15 protein-coding genes are annotated in these 14,000 nt (G+C 75.0%); 4 read left to right on the plus strand and 11 right to left on the minus strand.

The annotated features are described in order from the left end of the window. The 3 genes from ABKW28_RS13745 to ABKW28_RS13755 all read left to right on the plus strand — a co-directional run. A partial coding sequence (locus ABKW28_RS13745) for an HNH endonuclease signature motif containing protein (protein ID WP_348610542.1) occupies positions 1–308 on the plus strand: 308 nt, incomplete at its 5' end. A 65-nt stretch (positions 309–373) separates the two neighbouring features. After that, the gene (locus tag ABKW28_RS13750; RefSeq protein WP_348610545.1) at positions 374–919 is read left to right on the plus strand and encodes an NAD(P)H-dependent oxidoreductase; all 546 of its coding nucleotides are present in this window, start codon (positions 374–376) and stop codon (positions 917–919) included. Between the two features lie 16 nt (positions 920–935). Then, positions 936–2,339, plus strand: a complete 1,404-nt coding sequence (locus ABKW28_RS13755; RefSeq protein ID WP_348610547.1) for an amidase — start codon at positions 936–938, stop codon at positions 2,337–2,339. A gap of 25 nt (positions 2,340–2,364) precedes the next feature. On the opposite strand, the gene ABKW28_RS13760 is transcribed toward ABKW28_RS13755, so the two are convergent. The 3 genes from ABKW28_RS13760 to ABKW28_RS13770 are packed head-to-tail and all read right to left on the minus strand — an operon-like array spanning position 2,365 to position 4,317. Further along, the gene (locus tag ABKW28_RS13760) at positions 2,365–2,979 is read right to left on the minus strand and encodes an energy-coupling factor transporter transmembrane protein EcfT (RefSeq protein WP_348610550.1); all 615 of its coding nucleotides are present in this window, start codon (positions 2,977–2,979) and stop codon (positions 2,365–2,367) included. Positions 2,980–2,997: 18 nt separating this feature from the next. Further along, the gene (locus ABKW28_RS13765; protein ID WP_348610552.1) at positions 2,998–3,693 is read right to left on the minus strand and encodes an ABC transporter ATP-binding protein; all 696 of its coding nucleotides are present in this window, start codon (positions 3,691–3,693) and stop codon (positions 2,998–3,000) included. Positions 3,694–3,696: 3 nt separating this feature from the next. Beyond that, complete coding sequence (locus ABKW28_RS13770) at positions 3,697–4,317, minus strand: biotin transporter BioY (protein ID WP_348610555.1); 621 nt, start codon at positions 4,315–4,317, stop codon at positions 3,697–3,699. Positions 4,318–4,427: 110 nt separating this feature from the next. On the opposite strand from ABKW28_RS13770, the gene ABKW28_RS13775 reads away from it, so the two are divergent. Next, positions 4,428–5,012, plus strand: coding sequence for a TetR/AcrR family transcriptional regulator C-terminal domain-containing protein (locus ABKW28_RS13775; protein ID WP_348610557.1), 585 nt, complete (start codon positions 4,428–4,430; stop codon positions 5,010–5,012). Here ABKW28_RS13775 and ABKW28_RS13780 read toward each other — a convergent pair. The 8 genes from ABKW28_RS13780 to ABKW28_RS13815 form a co-directional block, all read right to left on the minus strand. Further along, a complete protein-coding gene (locus tag ABKW28_RS13780) occupies positions 4,986–5,600 on the minus strand; it encodes a pentapeptide repeat-containing protein (RefSeq protein WP_348610616.1) in 615 nt (204 codons plus the stop codon). The two genes, ABKW28_RS13775 and ABKW28_RS13780, sit on opposite strands and share 27 nt — an antisense overlap. Then, the gene (locus ABKW28_RS13785) at positions 5,597–5,824 is read right to left on the minus strand and encodes a hypothetical protein (protein ID WP_348610626.1); all 228 of its coding nucleotides are present in this window, start codon (positions 5,822–5,824) and stop codon (positions 5,597–5,599) included. The genes ABKW28_RS13780 and ABKW28_RS13785 overlap by 4 nt, the downstream gene beginning before the upstream one ends. 42 nt (positions 5,825–5,866) lie before the next feature. Continuing rightward, entirely contained in the window at positions 5,867–8,158 is a 2,292-nt protein-coding gene (locus ABKW28_RS13790) for a GNAT family N-acetyltransferase (protein ID WP_348610559.1), read from the minus strand. Further along, positions 8,155–9,477, minus strand: a complete 1,323-nt coding sequence (locus ABKW28_RS13795; RefSeq protein ID WP_348610562.1) for a SidA/IucD/PvdA family monooxygenase — start codon at positions 9,475–9,477, stop codon at positions 8,155–8,157. Before ABKW28_RS13795 ends, ABKW28_RS13790 begins: the two co-directional genes overlap by 4 nt. Further along, entirely contained in the window at positions 9,474–10,958 is a 1,485-nt protein-coding gene (locus ABKW28_RS13800) for a pyridoxal-dependent decarboxylase (RefSeq protein WP_348610565.1), read from the minus strand. The genes ABKW28_RS13795 and ABKW28_RS13800 overlap by 4 nt, the downstream gene beginning before the upstream one ends. Positions 10,959–11,088: 130 nt before the next feature. Continuing rightward, positions 11,089–12,267, minus strand: a complete 1,179-nt coding sequence (locus ABKW28_RS13805) for a SpoIIE family protein phosphatase (protein ID WP_348610567.1) — start codon at positions 12,265–12,267, stop codon at positions 11,089–11,091. Then, on the minus strand, positions 12,264–13,079 hold the full coding sequence (locus ABKW28_RS13810) for an alpha/beta hydrolase (protein ID WP_348610570.1): 816 nt from the start codon (positions 13,077–13,079) through the stop codon (positions 12,264–12,266). The genes ABKW28_RS13805 and ABKW28_RS13810 overlap by 4 nt, the downstream gene beginning before the upstream one ends. Further along, a complete protein-coding gene (locus tag ABKW28_RS13815) occupies positions 13,076–13,987 on the minus strand; it encodes a 3-methyladenine DNA glycosylase (RefSeq protein WP_193667911.1) in 912 nt (303 codons plus the stop codon). Before ABKW28_RS13815 ends, ABKW28_RS13810 begins: the two co-directional genes overlap by 4 nt. Positions 13,988–14,000 lie beyond the last annotated feature (13 nt).

Genomic DNA, 14,000 nt, shown 5'->3' on the forward strand with positions numbered 1-14,000 from the left:
CGCCCCGCTGGATGCGCGACCTGGTCACCCGCCGCGACACCCACTGCGTCTTCCCGTTCTGCGACACCGGCTCCCCGCGCTGCGACCTCGACCACATCAGCCCCTACGTCCCGATCCACCTCGGCGGCCCGCCCGGCCAAACCCATCCAGGCAACCTCGCGCCGCTGTGTCGACACCACCACCGAGCCAAGACCGAAGAGCACTGGACCTACCAGCGCACCGACCACGGCGACTACATCTGGCGCGACCACCACGGGCACAGCTACGCCGTCACCCCCCACGGCACCCTCGAGCTCGACGCGCGGTGACCGGCTTCACGCCTCCACGGACTCACCCCGGGAATGTCGCTGGGGCCTCATTGGTTGAAGCTTGCATGACTTCAACCCGTATCGCCGTCCTCGTCGGCAGCCTCCGTGCCGACTCCCTCAACCGCCGCCTGGCCGAGGGCCTGGTGGCCTCCGCGCCCGAGGGCGTCGAGCTCGAGATCGTCGACGGCCTGGGCGAGCTGCCCTTCTACAACGAGGACCTCGACGGCGAGACCCCGCCGGCCGCGGCCGTGCGCCTGCGCGAGACCGTCGGCGCCGCCGACCGCGTCCTGGTCGTCACCCCCGAGTACAACGGCACCATGCCGGCCGTGCTCAACAACGCCATCGACTGGCTCTCGCGTCCCTACGGCACCGGTGCCCTGGTCGGCACGCCGCTCGGTGTCATCGGCGCCACCCCGACGCCGTACGGCGGCCGCTGGGCGCACGCCGACGTCGTGCGCTCCGCCGGTGTCGCCGGCGCGACCGTCGTCGAGGACATCACCGTGTCGCAGTCGGCCCTCGAGGTCGACCCGCTGACCGACCCCGAGGTGCAGGAGAAGCTGGCCGACGCCGTGCGTCGCCTCGTCGCGCACAGCGACGCCGTCGCAGCCTGAGGCCTAGGGTCGTGGCATGGCCGACCTCCACGACCTGACCGCCCTCGAGCAGGGGGCGCTCGTCCGCCGCGGCGAGACGTCCCCGCTCGAGCTGGCCGAGCACTACCTCGACCGCGTCGAGAGGCTCGACGACGTCGGCGCCTTCGTGCACCACACCGCCGAGCAGGCCCGCGAGCGAGCCGCCGCCCTGGGCGCCGTGCCACCCCACGGCGCCGGCCCCCTCTGGGGCCTGCCCACCGCGGTCAAGGACCTCAACCTCACCGCCGGTGTCCGCACCGCCTTCGGCTCCGCCGCCTACGACGACTTCGTGCCGGAGGTCTCCGACGGGGTGGTGCTCTCGCTGGAGGACGCCGGGCTGGTCAGCCTCGGCAAGACAGCGACGCCCGAGTTCGGGTCGCCCTGCTACACCGAGCCCGAGGGGCACCCGCCCGCCGTCACCCCCTGGGACCGCACCCGGATGGCCGGCGGCTCCTCCGGGGGCGCGGCCGCCGCGGTGGCCGCCGGCCTGGTGCCGCTGGCCCAGGGCTCCGACGGCGGCGGCTCGATCCGCATCCCCGCCTCGTGCTGCGGCCTGGTCGGCCTCAAGCCCTCGCGCGGCCGCATCAGCGGCTTCCCGATGTACGGCGACCCGATCGGTCTCGCCACCGCCGGCCCGATCACCCGCACCGTCCGCGACGCCGCGGCCCTCCTCGACGTGCTGGCCGGGCCCCGCACCGGTGACCCGAGCTGGGCACCCGAGCCCGACGGCACGTTCCTCGACGCCTGCGACCGCGAGCCCGGCCGGCTGCGGATCGCCCGCTTCGCCCAGCCCGTCATCGCCGACACCGCCGTCGACGCCGAGTGCCTGACCGCCTGGGACGACGCCTCCCGGCTGCTCGAGGGCCTCGGCCACGAGGTCGTCGACGTGCCGGTGCCGATGAGCCGCGACGCCGTCCCGGTCTTCCACACCTGCTGGGCGGTGCTGACCGCCATGTCGACCGCCCCCGCCGGCCGCGAGCACCTGCTGCGCCCGCTGACCCGCTGGCTCAGCGAGCGCGGCCGCGCCGTCTCCGGCCCCGAGCTCGGCCTGGCCATCGGGGCGATGCGCCGCCACGCCGCTGAGGCGGTCCGGGCCCTCGCGGCGTACGACGCGGTGCTGACGCCGACGCTGGCGGCGCCGCCGCTGCCGGTCGGGGCGCTGCGCGACGACGCCGACCCGGCCGCCGACTTCGAGGCCCAGAAGCGCTTCACCCCGTGGACCTCGGCCTGGAACGTCACCGGCATGCCCGCGATCAGCCTGCCCCTGCACTGGACCCCCGACGGCCTGCCGGTGGGCGTGATGCTCGCCGGTCGCCCCGCCGGCGAGGCCGCCCTGCTGGCGCTCGCGGCCCAGGTCGAGCAGGCGGCCCCGTGGCACCACCGGCGCCCGCCGGGCTGGTGAAGCCTCGCTCCTCGGCTCAGTCGGCTCAGTCGTCGCCGAGACCGCGGGCGTGCAGGGCGTCGCCGGTCTCGTGGGCGCGCGCGACCACCCGCACCACGAAGGGCGTCACGTAGGCGCGGGGGTGCCGGCCCAGGCCGCGTGCACGCGCCGCGTCGCGGGTCTCCAGGGCCAGGCCCACCGTGCCGGGCAGCGCGCCGATCGCCATCGAGAAGGTCAGCGCCACCCGTTCGGGGTCGACGCCGACCCGGCGCAGCGGGCCGACCCAGCGCACGATCGCGTCGAGCATCGCGTTGACCGACGTGGTCGCGCTGACCACGATCGCGCCCAGCGCGAGCGCCAGCAGGTCGACCAGGGTCTCCACCGCCTTGGCCGGGCCGTCGATCCACCACTGGAACGCCGAGACGACCACCGCCAGCACCAGGATCATCCGGGCCGCGCGCAGCAGGGTGCCCAGGTCGGTGCGCGCCACCAGCGCGGCCAGCAGCGCCAGGCCCAGCCACACCCACGAGGCCGGCATCGAGCGCACCAGCACCACCGAGAGGCTGAAGAGCGCCAGCGCGGCCAGCTTGGCGCCCACCGGCAGCCGGTGCACCAGGGTGTCGCCGGGCCGGTAGACCGCGACCGTCACGGCGCTGCTCATCGGCTGCTCATCGGCAGGTCATCCCAGCACGCTCGCCTCGTACGCCGCCACCGCGGCCTCGGCCGGCCCGTCGTGCACGACCCGGGCGTCCTCGACCACCAGCACCCGGTCGCAGCGCCGGGCCAGGTCGAGGTCGTGGGTGACGAGCACCAGCTGCTGCTCCAGGCCCAGCAGCAGGTCGCCGATGCGCCGGGTGTTGGCCAGGTCGAGCAGGGTGGTCGGCTCGTCGGCGACCAGCACGTCGGGGTCGGTGGCCAGCACCCCCGCCAGCGCCAGGAGCTGGCGCTGGCCCCCGGAGAGGCTGTGCACCGAGACGTCCGCCTTGTCGGCGAGCCCGAAGCGCTCCAGCACCGCCGTCGCGAGCTCGCGGCGGCGACCGGCGCGGCGCTCGCGGCGGCGCAGGGACAGCTCGACGTCCTCGACGCAGGTCGGCATCACCAGCTGGGCCGCGGGGTCGGTGAAGCTGAAGGCGACCTTGCGGCGAACCGCCGCGCCCTGCTTGACGACGTCGAGGCCGTCGACGCGCACCGCCCCGGTGGTGGGGGCGACGAGGCCGTTGAGCATCCGGGCGAGCGTCGACTTGCCCGACCCGTTGGCGCCGACGACGGCGACGCGGTGCTCGGTGAGGGTGAGCGTGGTGGGCTCGAGCAGCACCCGATCGCCGTCCGGGGTCGCGACGGCGACCCCGGCGGCGTCGAGCTCGATCAGCGGCACGGGTCAGCGACGCGCGCGCAGCAGCTGCGGGAAGGCGCGGTGCACCTCGGCGGCGACCAGCGCCACCAGCGTGGTCTTGAGGACGTCGCCGGCCCAGTAGAGGACGTCGATCTTGAGCGCCTCGGCCAGCGAGATGTCGAGGTAGAGGGAGAGGCCGGCGATGCCGGCGGGGTGGATGACGAGCACCGAGGCGGCCAGCGAGCAGCCGAAGACGATCGCGGCGCGCGTCTTGCCGCGATCGCCGGCGGCGTACTTGACCAGCAGGCCGCCGACCAGGGCGGCGACGGGGAAGGACCACAGGTAGCCCGCGCTGGCGCCGGTCATGGCGCCCAGGCCCGAGGAGTGCTCGGCGAAGACCGGCAGGCCCACGGCGCCCAGGGCGAGGTAGAGGGCCACGGCCAGGAAGCCGCGGGCGGGACCGAGCAGGCACCCGGCGAGCATCACGCCGGCGGTCTGCAGGGTGATCGGCACGCCCGCGCCGCCGACGGGGATCGCGCCGACGTAGGCGAAGGCCGAGATCAGCGCGGCGAACGAGGCGATCAGTGCCAGGTCGGTGGGCGTCATCCGCCGCCGGCGCTCGTCGGCGTGGGTCTGGCCGGGCAGGGAGGTCTGGTCGGTCGCCATCGTGGAGCCTTCGCATACGGGGGAGGAGAGGGTCGCCTCCTGAACGGCGTTCAGGTTAGGGTGGCGCTCGCCGCCCGGTCAATGCGGGGGCCCGGACAGGAGGAAGTGACGTGCGCCACCACCGCGACGACGTCGTGCGCCACGCCATCGACGTCCTCGACGCCTACGGCCTCGCCGACCTGACCATGCGCCGCCTGGCGGGCGAGCTCGACGTGCGGCCCAGTGCGCTCTACCACCACTTCCGCGACAAGCAGTCGCTGCTGGCCGCGGTCGCCGACGAGCTGCTGCGCCGCGGCGCCCGCCCCCTGGCCAGCACCGCGTGGGACGAGCAGGTCGTCGAGATCTGCTCCGGCCTGCGCGATGCGCTGCTGGCCTACCGCGACGGTGCCGAGCTGGTCTCGACCGTGATCGCCTTCGGGCTCGGCGCCTCCCGGCCCTACGACGACCTGGTCGCGGCCCTGGGCCCCGCCGGGCTCGGCGACGAGCTGACCCCGACCGCGGCCCGCACCCTGCTGCACCTGGTGCTCGGCCACACCCTCGACGAGCAGACCCACCTGCAGGCCGGCAGCGCCGGCGCCATCGGCGACGAGCCGCGGCCGCGCTCCGACTTCACCGCCGGGCTGGGGCTCGTCGTCGACGGGATCCGGCTGCGGGCCGCGGCGCACGGCTCAGCCCGGCTCGACCAGGGCGCCTGACTGCTCGGCCAGCAGCACCGCGCCGGCGAGGTCGAGTCGGGTGCCGCGCAGCACCGCCCGGCCCAGGTCGCTGCCCTCCAGCCTCGCCCCGCGCAGGTCGGCCTCGCCCAGCCGGGCTCCCCGCACGACCGCGCCACGCAGGTCGGCCCCCCGCAGGCCGGCGCGGGTCAGGTCGGCGTCGGAGAGGTCGGCCTCACGCAGGTCGAGCCCGCTGAGGTCGAGGCCGGCCAGCCCGGCGCCCACGAGCGCCACGCCCCGCCACTGCCCGCCGCGCACCGTCATCGGGCGCAGCGTGCAGCGCTCGAGCACCGAGCCGGTGAGCTTGCACCCCTCGAGCGTGGCGCCGAAGAACGTGCAGCCGCGCAGGGTGCACGCCACGAACGCCGTCTCGACGTGGCGGGAGGCGTTGAACCGGCACCCCTCGAACGTGCACCCGGTGAAGACCGCGCCCCGGCTGGTCGCCTCGGTCAGGTCGACGTCGCGGAAGGTGCAGTCGGTGAAGTGCGCGTCCGCGAGGTCGGCGGCGTACCAGTCCTCACCGACGAAGCTGCGGCCGTCCTCGACGCGCGGGGAGCCCGAGGCGTTCAGCGCGACCGCCGCTCGCGCTTGTTGAGCAGCCCGTGCCCGCGCGAGAACTCGTAGGCCGCGCCCCGGCCGGCGGAGGACTGCCCGAGCAGGTCGGAGTCGGTGCCGGGCCGGTCCGGGCCGCCCAGGCCCCGACGCTCGCGGTGGGTGAGCAGCAGGTCGATCCCGAGGACCGCCAGGGCGAGGGTGATGACGACGACGGTGGCCACGACGGCGAAGGTCCCCATGGCGCCACCCTAGTGCCGGGACCCCCAGAGGGGGCCGGAGAATCACCCCGCCCCCTCGCCTCGGTGCAGCGGGTTGCGCAGGGAGCCCGCGTAGAGCAGCGAGGACGCCTGGTCGGCCAGGTCGACCATCTGGCGCGCGTCGCGCAGCTGCAGCCGGTTGAGGCAGGAGTGGGCGAACTCCTCGCGCTGCAGGTCGTAGGCCGCCACGGCCTCGGCCAGCTCGGGGTGGTCGGCGGCGTGCCGTTCGAGACAGGCGGCCGTCTCCGACCAGAAGTCGGCGACCGGCAGCAGGCCGTCGTGGTCCCAGATGGCCGCGAGGTGGCGCAGCACGCCGTCGACGACGTCGGTGAGCACGGCGAGGCACCGCTCGTCGTGGCCGACCACGGCGCGCACCCGCTCGAGCCCCTCGGGCAGCGGCCGCGCGGCGTCCAGCAGGGCCACCTCCTCGCCCAGGTCCTTCATGATGCAGCGCGTCGGCACCTGTCCCTCCAGCACCACCAGCACGTTCTCGCCGTGCGGCATGAAGGCGAGGTCGTGGGCCAGCAGGCAGTGCACGACGGGGCGCAGGTAGGCGCCGAGGAAGGCCCGCAGCCAGGCGCGCGGGTCGAGCCCCGAGGCGCGCACCAGGGCAGCGACGTACGACGCCCCCGCCGGGTCGCGGTGCAGCATCGAGGCCATCGTGACCACCCGCTCGCCGGGAGCCAGCCGGAGCAGGGGGCTCTCGCGCCACAGCGCGGCGAGCATCCGGCGCTGCGGTGCCCCCGGGGCGGCGGCGTGGTAGACGTCGCCGGTGTAGCCCAGGGCGCCCACCTCGCGCAGCACCGTGAAGCGGCACCGCCCCAGCTCGGGGTCGCCCGCCACGACGCCGGCCACCCAGTCGCTGATCGCGGGGGTGGGGCGCATGTAGTCGGGGGACAGACCCCGCACGAACCCCATGTTCTGGATGGCGAGCGCGGTCTTGACGTGCGGGCGCGCGGGGTCCTCGCGGTCGGCGAAGGTGCGGATCGACTGCAGCGCCTGGTGCTCGCGGGTGCCCTCGCCCAGCCACACCAGGTCGTGGCGTGCCAGGTCGGGCGCGAAGTTCACCGCCACCTGGCGCTCCCATTGCCAGGGGTGCACCGGCAGCAGGAGGTAGTCGTCGGGGTCGAGCCCCCGGGTGCGCAGCCGCGCGTGCAGCAGGTCGCGGTCGGCGCCCAGCGCGGCGTCGTACAGCTGGTCCTCGTGCAGGTCGTCGGCCAGCGCGAGGTGCGTGCAGGCCCGTCGGGCGCCCAGCCAGACCAGCCGCACCGGTGCGGCCGCGTCGGGGCTGTAGCGCTCGTGGTCCAGCGGCCCGAACCCGATGCGGCCCCGGTTGGCCACGAAGCCGGGGTGCCCCTCGGTCATCGCGGCCTCGACCTCGCCGTGGGTGGCGGTGAGCAGCTGCTCCACGCCCGGTCCCGGATGCGCCTCCTGCCAGCAGGTCCAGGCCAGGGTGGCGGCCAGCTCCTCGAGGTAGACGCCGACCAGCTCCGCGCGCAGGCCCAGCGCCTCGGCGTGCTCGACCACCAGCTCCTGCACGTCCAGCGGTGCCGGGGCGCCGTCGACGGTGCGGGTCAGGGTGGCGGCGTCGACCGCCCAGTGCTCCAGCGGCAGACGGCGCGCGGCGAAGGCGTACGTCGCGCCGGAGGGGGCGCGCAGCAGCCAGCGCCCCGGGCCGGCGGCGTGGTCGGGCTCGGGGTGCAGCAGCCGCTCGTGGCACAGCTCCGAGACCGCCTTGGCGACCAGCCGGCGCTGGGCACGCTCCAGGTGGCCCGGCCCCAGGTGCGGCACGGGGTCGCGCAGCACGTGGTCCTCGCGCGCCAGGAACGACAGCGCGGCCGTCTTGTGGCCCAGGTCGACGTCGCGGACCCGCGTGAAGCCGGCCCGGGCGTTGAGCCGCAGCACGGCCTCGTTGCCCACGTCGGGCTCGACGACGACCCGGCGGACCCGGGTGTCGGCGAAGCAGTGGCGCAGCACGGCCCCGAAGACGGCCCGGGTCAGCCCCGGGCGTGGCGTCCCGCCCGGCGGCGCCACCAGGAGGTGCATCCCCAGGTCGCCGGGTCGGACCTCGTCGAGGTCGGCCAGCTCGGAGCGGGCCGGGTCGTAGGTCTCGGCCAGGAAGGTCGGCTCGCCGTCCACCCGCCCGAGCCAGGCGTGGTGGTGGGCCGACTCGCTGATGCGCTCGTACTCGCGCGCCACCTCGTCGACGCCGGCGCCGCCCATCTGCCAGTAGACCGAGCGGGGGTGGGTGACCCAGGCGTGCAGCAGCCGCACCGTGGTGGCGTCGGGCACCAGGGGCTCGAGGGTGCACCTCATGCCGGCACCCCCTGCCGGAGCAGGTGTGCCGGCACCCCGAAGTCCTGCACCGCGACCCTGGCCCCGACGCGGTAGACCTCGCGTCCGGCCACCGCGTTGAGGATGGTGGCGCTGCGGTGCGCCCCCATGCCGAGGTCGGGGGCGACGAAGCCGTGGGTGTGCTCCTCGGCGTTCTGCACGAACACCTCGCGCCCGGTGACGTCGACGGCGTACGACGCGTCGGCGAGCAGGCGCCCTGCGTCGTCGTGCTCCAGGCGCGGGCGCAGCTCGTCGAGGAAGGACGGCGTGGTGGGCTCGTGGCCGGTGGCCAGCACCAGGCCGTCGGTGCGCAGGCCGAACGGCACCTGGCTCTCGTCGTGGTGCAGGTCGAGGTCGTAGTGCTGGCCGTCCCAGCGGGCCCCGACCAGGGAGGTGCTCGTCAGCAGCGTGGTGCGGGGGCCGTGGCCCTGCACCCGCAGCCGGTAGTGCAGGTCGGAGATGGCGTCGACCAGCTCGGCGCTGATGCCCTTGTAGAGGCCGCGCTGCTCACGCAGCAGCCGGTCGCGGGTGTGGGCGGGCAGCGAGCGGAAGTAGGCGGAGTACTCCGGCGAGGTCATCTCGAGGGTCAGCTTCGTGTACTCCATCGGGAAGAACCGGGGGCTGCGGGTCACCCACACCAGGTCGTGGTCGTGGTCGGGGGAGGCGAGCAGCAGGTCGTGGTAGACCTCCGCGGCGCTCTGGCCGCTGCCCACCACGGTGATCGTGCGGCACCGGCGCAGGCGCTCGCGCGCCGCCAGGTAGTCGGCGGTGTGCACGGCCGGGCCGCCCGCCTCGGCGACGCACCGGGGGAGCCGCGGCGTGCTGCCGACACCGACCACCAGGTGGCGTGCGCGCCAGGTCCGGCCGGCGCGCGTGGTCACCTCGTGCACCACCGGCTCGCCGGGCAGGTCCGTGCGGCGGCGCACGCGCACGACCTCCTGCCCCGTGTGCACCGTGCCCAGGGCGCTGCCCACCCACCGCAGGTAGTCGTCGTACTCGCTGCGCAGCGGGTGGAAGGACTCCCGCACGTAGAACGGCCACAACCGGTCCGTCTGCTGCAGGAAGGAGAGGAAGGACCAGCGCGAGGTGGGGTCCACGAGGGTGACCAGGTCGGCGAGGAAGGGCACCTGCAGCGTCGACTCCGGCAGCATCATGCCGGCGTGCCACGACAGGTCGTCGCGCGCCTCGAGCAGCACCACCTCGAGGTCGGGCACCGGGTCGGCGAGGGCCGCGAGGGAGAGGTTGAAGGGGCCGGCGCCGATGCCGACGACGTCGTGGACGCGTGCCTCGTCGCCGCTCATGCTGCCTGCTCGGCGACCACGGTGCGGGCGGCCTCGACCACGTCGGCGACCACCGCCTCGATGTCCTCGGGCGTGGCCAGCGGGTTCAGCAGCGTCAGCTTCAGCCACCGGCGCCCGTCCACGACCGTGGCCGCCACGACCGACCTGCCCCCGGACCACAGGGCGGACCGGACCCGGGGCACGAGCGCGTCCTGCTGGGCGGCGTCGAGCCCGGGCACGACGGGCCGGACCAGCAACGTGCTGAGCTCGGGGGCGGCCGCGACCTCGACGCGCGGGTCGGCCTCGAGCCGGGCGTGCACCGAGCGGGCCAGGTCGACGACCGCGTCGACGTGCTCGCCGATCGCGTCGGCACCCATCACGCGCAGGGTCATCCACAGCTTGAGGGCGTCGAAGCGCCGGGTGGTCTGCAGGCTCTTGTCGACCTGGTTGGGGGCTCGCGTCGCGCCGCCGCCGTCGGCCGGGTTGAGGTAGTCGGCCCGGAAGGTCACGTGGCGCAGGTGGTCGCGCTCGCGCACCAGCACGGCGCTGCACGAGACCGGCTGGAACCAGGTCTTGTGGAAGTCGACGGTCACCGAGTCCGCCAGCTCGATCCCGTCGAGGAGGTGGCGGTGGCGGCGCGAGACCAGCAGGCCGCCGCCGTACGCCGCGTCGACGTGCAGCCAGGCGCCGTGCGCGCGGGCCAGCCCGGCCACGGGGCCGAGCGGGTCGATGCTCCCGTGGTCGGTGGTGCCGGCGGTGGCCACGACCGCCATGGCGGTCGCGCCCTGCGCCTGCACCTCGGCCAACGCCCGGGCCAGCGCGTCGGGGCGCATCCGACGCCGCTCGTCGACGGCGACCGTGCGCACCGCGTCGGGGGCCAGGCCCAGCAGCCGGGTCGCGCGCTCGACGCTGACGTGGGCATCGACCGAGGTCAGCACCCGCAGCCGCGCCAGGTCCGTGCCGGGCCGGCGGCTGCGCACCTGGTCGCGGGCCAGGTGCAGGCCCTGGAGGTTCGACTGGGTGCCGCCGCTGGTGAAGACGCCGTCGGCGCGCGGCCCCAGCCCGGCGCGCGCAGCCACCCAGTCGACCAGGTGGCGCTCGACGAACGTCGCCCCGACGTTCTGGTCGAACGTGTCGAGGCTGGGGTTCACCGCCGAGAGCACGGCCTCGGCCACCAGGGCCGGGATGAGCACCGGGCAGTTGAGGTGGGCCGCGTAGCCGGGCTCGTGGAACCACACGGTGTCGTCGAGCCAGACCCGGTCGAGCTCGGACAGCGCCTGGGCGGTGCAGCCGAGCGGGGCGTCGAGGTCGACCTCGCGCACGGGCGCCGCGGCGCGGGCCGGCTCGAGGCCCGTGACGGGTCCGCGGACCCGGCGCAGGGCGGCGGTCACGTGGTCGATCGCCAGGTGGGCGGCGTCGGCGTACGCCGTCGCGTGCTGGGGATGCAGCAGCTGGCGGCGCGTCGAGGAGAGGGAGGACAGGTCGTGGGGGGAGGGGTGCACCGAGGTTCCTTCCGAGTTAGGTAAGCCTCACCTAAGTCCACGATGCCGCGTCAGGGCAACCCCGCCATGGTGTGGCGCACGTCGCACCCCGGTGCGGGTGCTGTGCTGCAGGCGGGGGCCGACGACGGCGTCAGTGCGTGGGCACGCCGAGCGCGAGCAGCGCGATGTCGTCGCGGGCATCGCCCTGCTGGAAGTCGAGCACCTCGCCCAGCACGTCGTCGACCACCTGGCGAGGCCGGCTCGAGGCCGCGGCGTCGGCGACCCGGAGCAGCCGGTCGTCGCCGAAGAAGCCGAGGGGGCCCGTGGCCTCGGTGACCCCGTCGGTGAAGAGCACGAGCGTGTCGCCGGCGCCGAGGAAGATCTCGCGGTCGGTCCAGGTGGCGTCGTCGAGGACCCCGAGCAGCGGGCCCAGCAGGTCGAGCTGGCGGGCGCGGTCGTCGACACGCAGCAGCAGCGGCGCGGGGTGCCCGGCCACCCCGATCTCGGCGCGCCAGCCGTCCTCACGACGTCGCAGCCGCACCAGCACCGCGGTGCAGAAGCGGTCGCTGCTGTGCTGCAGCAGGGTCTGGTTGACCTGCTCGAGCAGCAGGCAGGGGCGGCGGGTGCCCACCGCCAGCGCGCGCACCGTGTAGCGCACGAGGGCGGTCACCACCGCCGCCTCGGGCCCCTTGCCGCGCACGTCGCCGAGCACCACCATCCAGTCGTCCTCGGCGAGGCTGAAGACGTCGTAGAAGTCCCCGCCCACCTCGGTGCCGTCACCGGCCGGACGGTAGGCGGCCGCCACGTCGAGGCCGGGCACGTGCGGGGGGATCGGCGGGATCAGCGTCTCCTGCAGCGTGCGGGCCAGGGTCTGCGCCCGCGCCTCCGAGGCCTCGGCGCGCTCCTTGGCCAGCAGCAGCTCACGCTCGTAGCTGCGCCGCTCGGTGGCGTCGAACACCGCGATGCGCACGGCCCGCACCGACCCGTCGCCGTGCCGGTCGAGGGTGGCGTTGACCAGCACGGGGAGGCGGGCGGTGTCGCTGCGGCGCAGCTCGACGGCGATCTCGCGGACCTCGCCGTGCATCCGCAGCGACGGCGCGAAGTGGGTCTCGTGGTAGATCCGGCCGCCGGGGGTGAGCAGCTCGACGAAGGTCATCGAGGAGAGCTCGTCGGTGGTGCGGCCCAGCCACCGGGCCAGGGTCGCGTTGGCCCGCAGGATGCGACCGTCGGCGTCGGTGGTCAGGTAGCCGCACGGCGCGTGGTCGTAGAGCTCGTCGGCCTCGTCGCCGGGGGTCAGGCCCGGCGGCCGGCCGGGCGACTCGCCGCTCACGCCGTCACGGCGTCGAGGTCGCCCACGAAGTCCGCGATGGCTCGTCCGGTGGCGTCGGGGGCGCTGAGGTTGGGGCAGTGACCGGTCGCCTCAAGCATCACCAGCGAACCCTGCGGCAGGTGCTGGACGACGTACTCGCCGACGGCGACGGGCGCGATCACGTCGTCGGTGCACTGCAGCACCAGCGTCGGCACGTCGACCTGCGGCAGCAGGTCGCGGTGGTCGGAGCGGAAGGTGGCGTCGGCGAAGCGACGTGCCACCTCGGGGTCCATGCGGCAGAAGCTCTCGGTGAGCTCGGCGCCGAGCTCGGGGCGGTCGGCGTTGCCCATGATGGCCGGGGCCATCGCCGACGACCAGCCCAGGTAGTTGCTGGCCAGCGAGTCGAGCAGCTCGTCGATGTCCTCCTCGGCGAAGCCGCCGGTGTAGCCGGGCGCGTCGACGTAGCGCGGGGAGGGCGCGACCATCACCAGGCCGGCCACCCGCCCCGGCTCGGCGACGGCGGTCATCGCCACGAGCATCGCGGCGACCGAGTGGCCCACCAGCACCACGTCGCGCAGGTCGAGGTCACGCACCACCTGGGTGATGTCGTCGGCGTAGCCCTCGAGGGTGCCGTAGCGCTGCTCGTCGTAGGCCGACAGGTCGGAGGCGCCGGCCCCCATGAGGTCCATCAGGACGACGCGGCGGTTCTCCTCGAACGCCGGAGCCACGTGGCGCCACATGTGCTGGTCGCAGCCGAAGCCGTGCACGAAGAGCATCGGGGGTGCCTCGGGCCGGCCGGTCACGGACACGGCGTGGCGGCTGACGGCACTCATGCGTCGAGCCTACGCGCGTTCGTGCCGCGCAGGTCGCGATCCTGGACCAGATGGTCACAATGGGTGAGCAGGCGCGCGCGCAGCGGGGCCGCCCGCTCCGCGAAGCCGGCCTGCGCGGCGGCGTACTCGCGCTTGCCCTCCGCGGTCTCGATGCGCACCGGCGTGAAGGGGCGCCCGTCCACCTCGAGCCCGCTGAGGTCGTACGGCGCCGCGCGCATGTCGAGGACCCGGATCTCGCGGGCCAGCTCGAAGCAGTCGGCCACCAGGTCGGAGGGCACCATCGGGCTCAGCCGGAAGGCGTGCTTGTAGAGGTCCATGCCGGCGTGCAGGCAGCCCGGCTGCTCGAAGTCGGCGCGGTCGTCGACGGCGGGGGAGAGGGTGTTGAGCGGGCGCGCCGGCTCGGTGAAGAACCGGAAGGCGTCGAAGTGGCTGCAGGAGATGCGGTGCGACTCGACCACGGCGTCGGTGCCCTCGTTGCCCAGGCGCAGCGGCCAGTCGGCGTGCCGGGTCTCGTCGTCGGCGAGGCGGTAGACCATCGCCCACTCGTGCAGGCCGAAGCAGCCCAGCTGGGCCGGACGCCCGGCCGTGGCGCGCAGCAGCCGGCGCGTCGCCTCCAGCAGCGGGCGCTGCCGCTCGACGTGCTCGGCGCTGACCGCCACGGCCCCGTCGGTGCTCGCGTAGCCCTTCAGGCCGGCGTACTCCGGCGCGTCGGCCAGCGCGGTGCCCACGCCCGGGTGCCAGCGGCGCAGCTGGGCCGGGCGCTGGGAGTAGTAGGTGAACAGGAAGTCGTGCACCGGGTGCTTGACCCGGGCCTCGCGACGCTCCAGGTGCGGGGTCACGTAGGCGTCGACCCGGGCCGCGTGTGACGCGGCCCGCGCCTGCCACTCCTCGCGCTCGAGCACCTCCACGGGCACCAACCGT

This window comes from Nocardioides sp. 31GB23 (assembly GCF_040012395.1).
Classification (GTDB): Bacteria; Actinomycetota; Actinomycetes; order Propionibacteriales; family Nocardioidaceae; genus Nocardioides; species Nocardioides salarius.

Bases quoted from the DNA above. Each gene is read 5' to 3' on its own strand.
- ABKW28_RS13750 (WP_348610545.1), top strand. From the start codon at position 374: ATGACTTCAACCCGTATCGCCGTCCTCGTCGGCAGCCTCCGTGCCGAC.
- ABKW28_RS13785 (WP_348610626.1), bottom strand. From the start codon at position 5,824: ATGGGGACCTTCGCCGTCGTGGCCACCGTCGTCGTCATCACCCTCGCC.
- ABKW28_RS13770 (WP_348610555.1), bottom strand. From the start codon at position 4,317: ATGGCGACCGACCAGACCTCCCTGCCCGGCCAGACCCACGCCGACGAG.
- ABKW28_RS13760 (WP_348610550.1), bottom strand. From the start codon at position 2,979: ATGAGCAGCGCCGTGACGGTCGCGGTCTACCGGCCCGGCGACACCCTG.
- ABKW28_RS13795 (WP_348610562.1), bottom strand. From the start codon at position 9,477: ATGAGCGGCGACGAGGCACGCGTCCACGACGTCGTCGGCATCGGCGCC.
- ABKW28_RS13790 (WP_348610559.1), bottom strand. From the start codon at position 8,158: ATGAGGTGCACCCTCGAGCCCCTGGTGCCCGACGCCACCACGGTGCGG.
- ABKW28_RS13810 (WP_348610570.1), bottom strand. From the start codon at position 13,079: ATGAGTGCCGTCAGCCGCCACGCCGTGTCCGTGACCGGCCGGCCCGAG.
- ABKW28_RS13755 (WP_348610547.1), top strand. From the start codon at position 936: ATGGCCGACCTCCACGACCTGACCGCCCTCGAGCAGGGGGCGCTCGTC.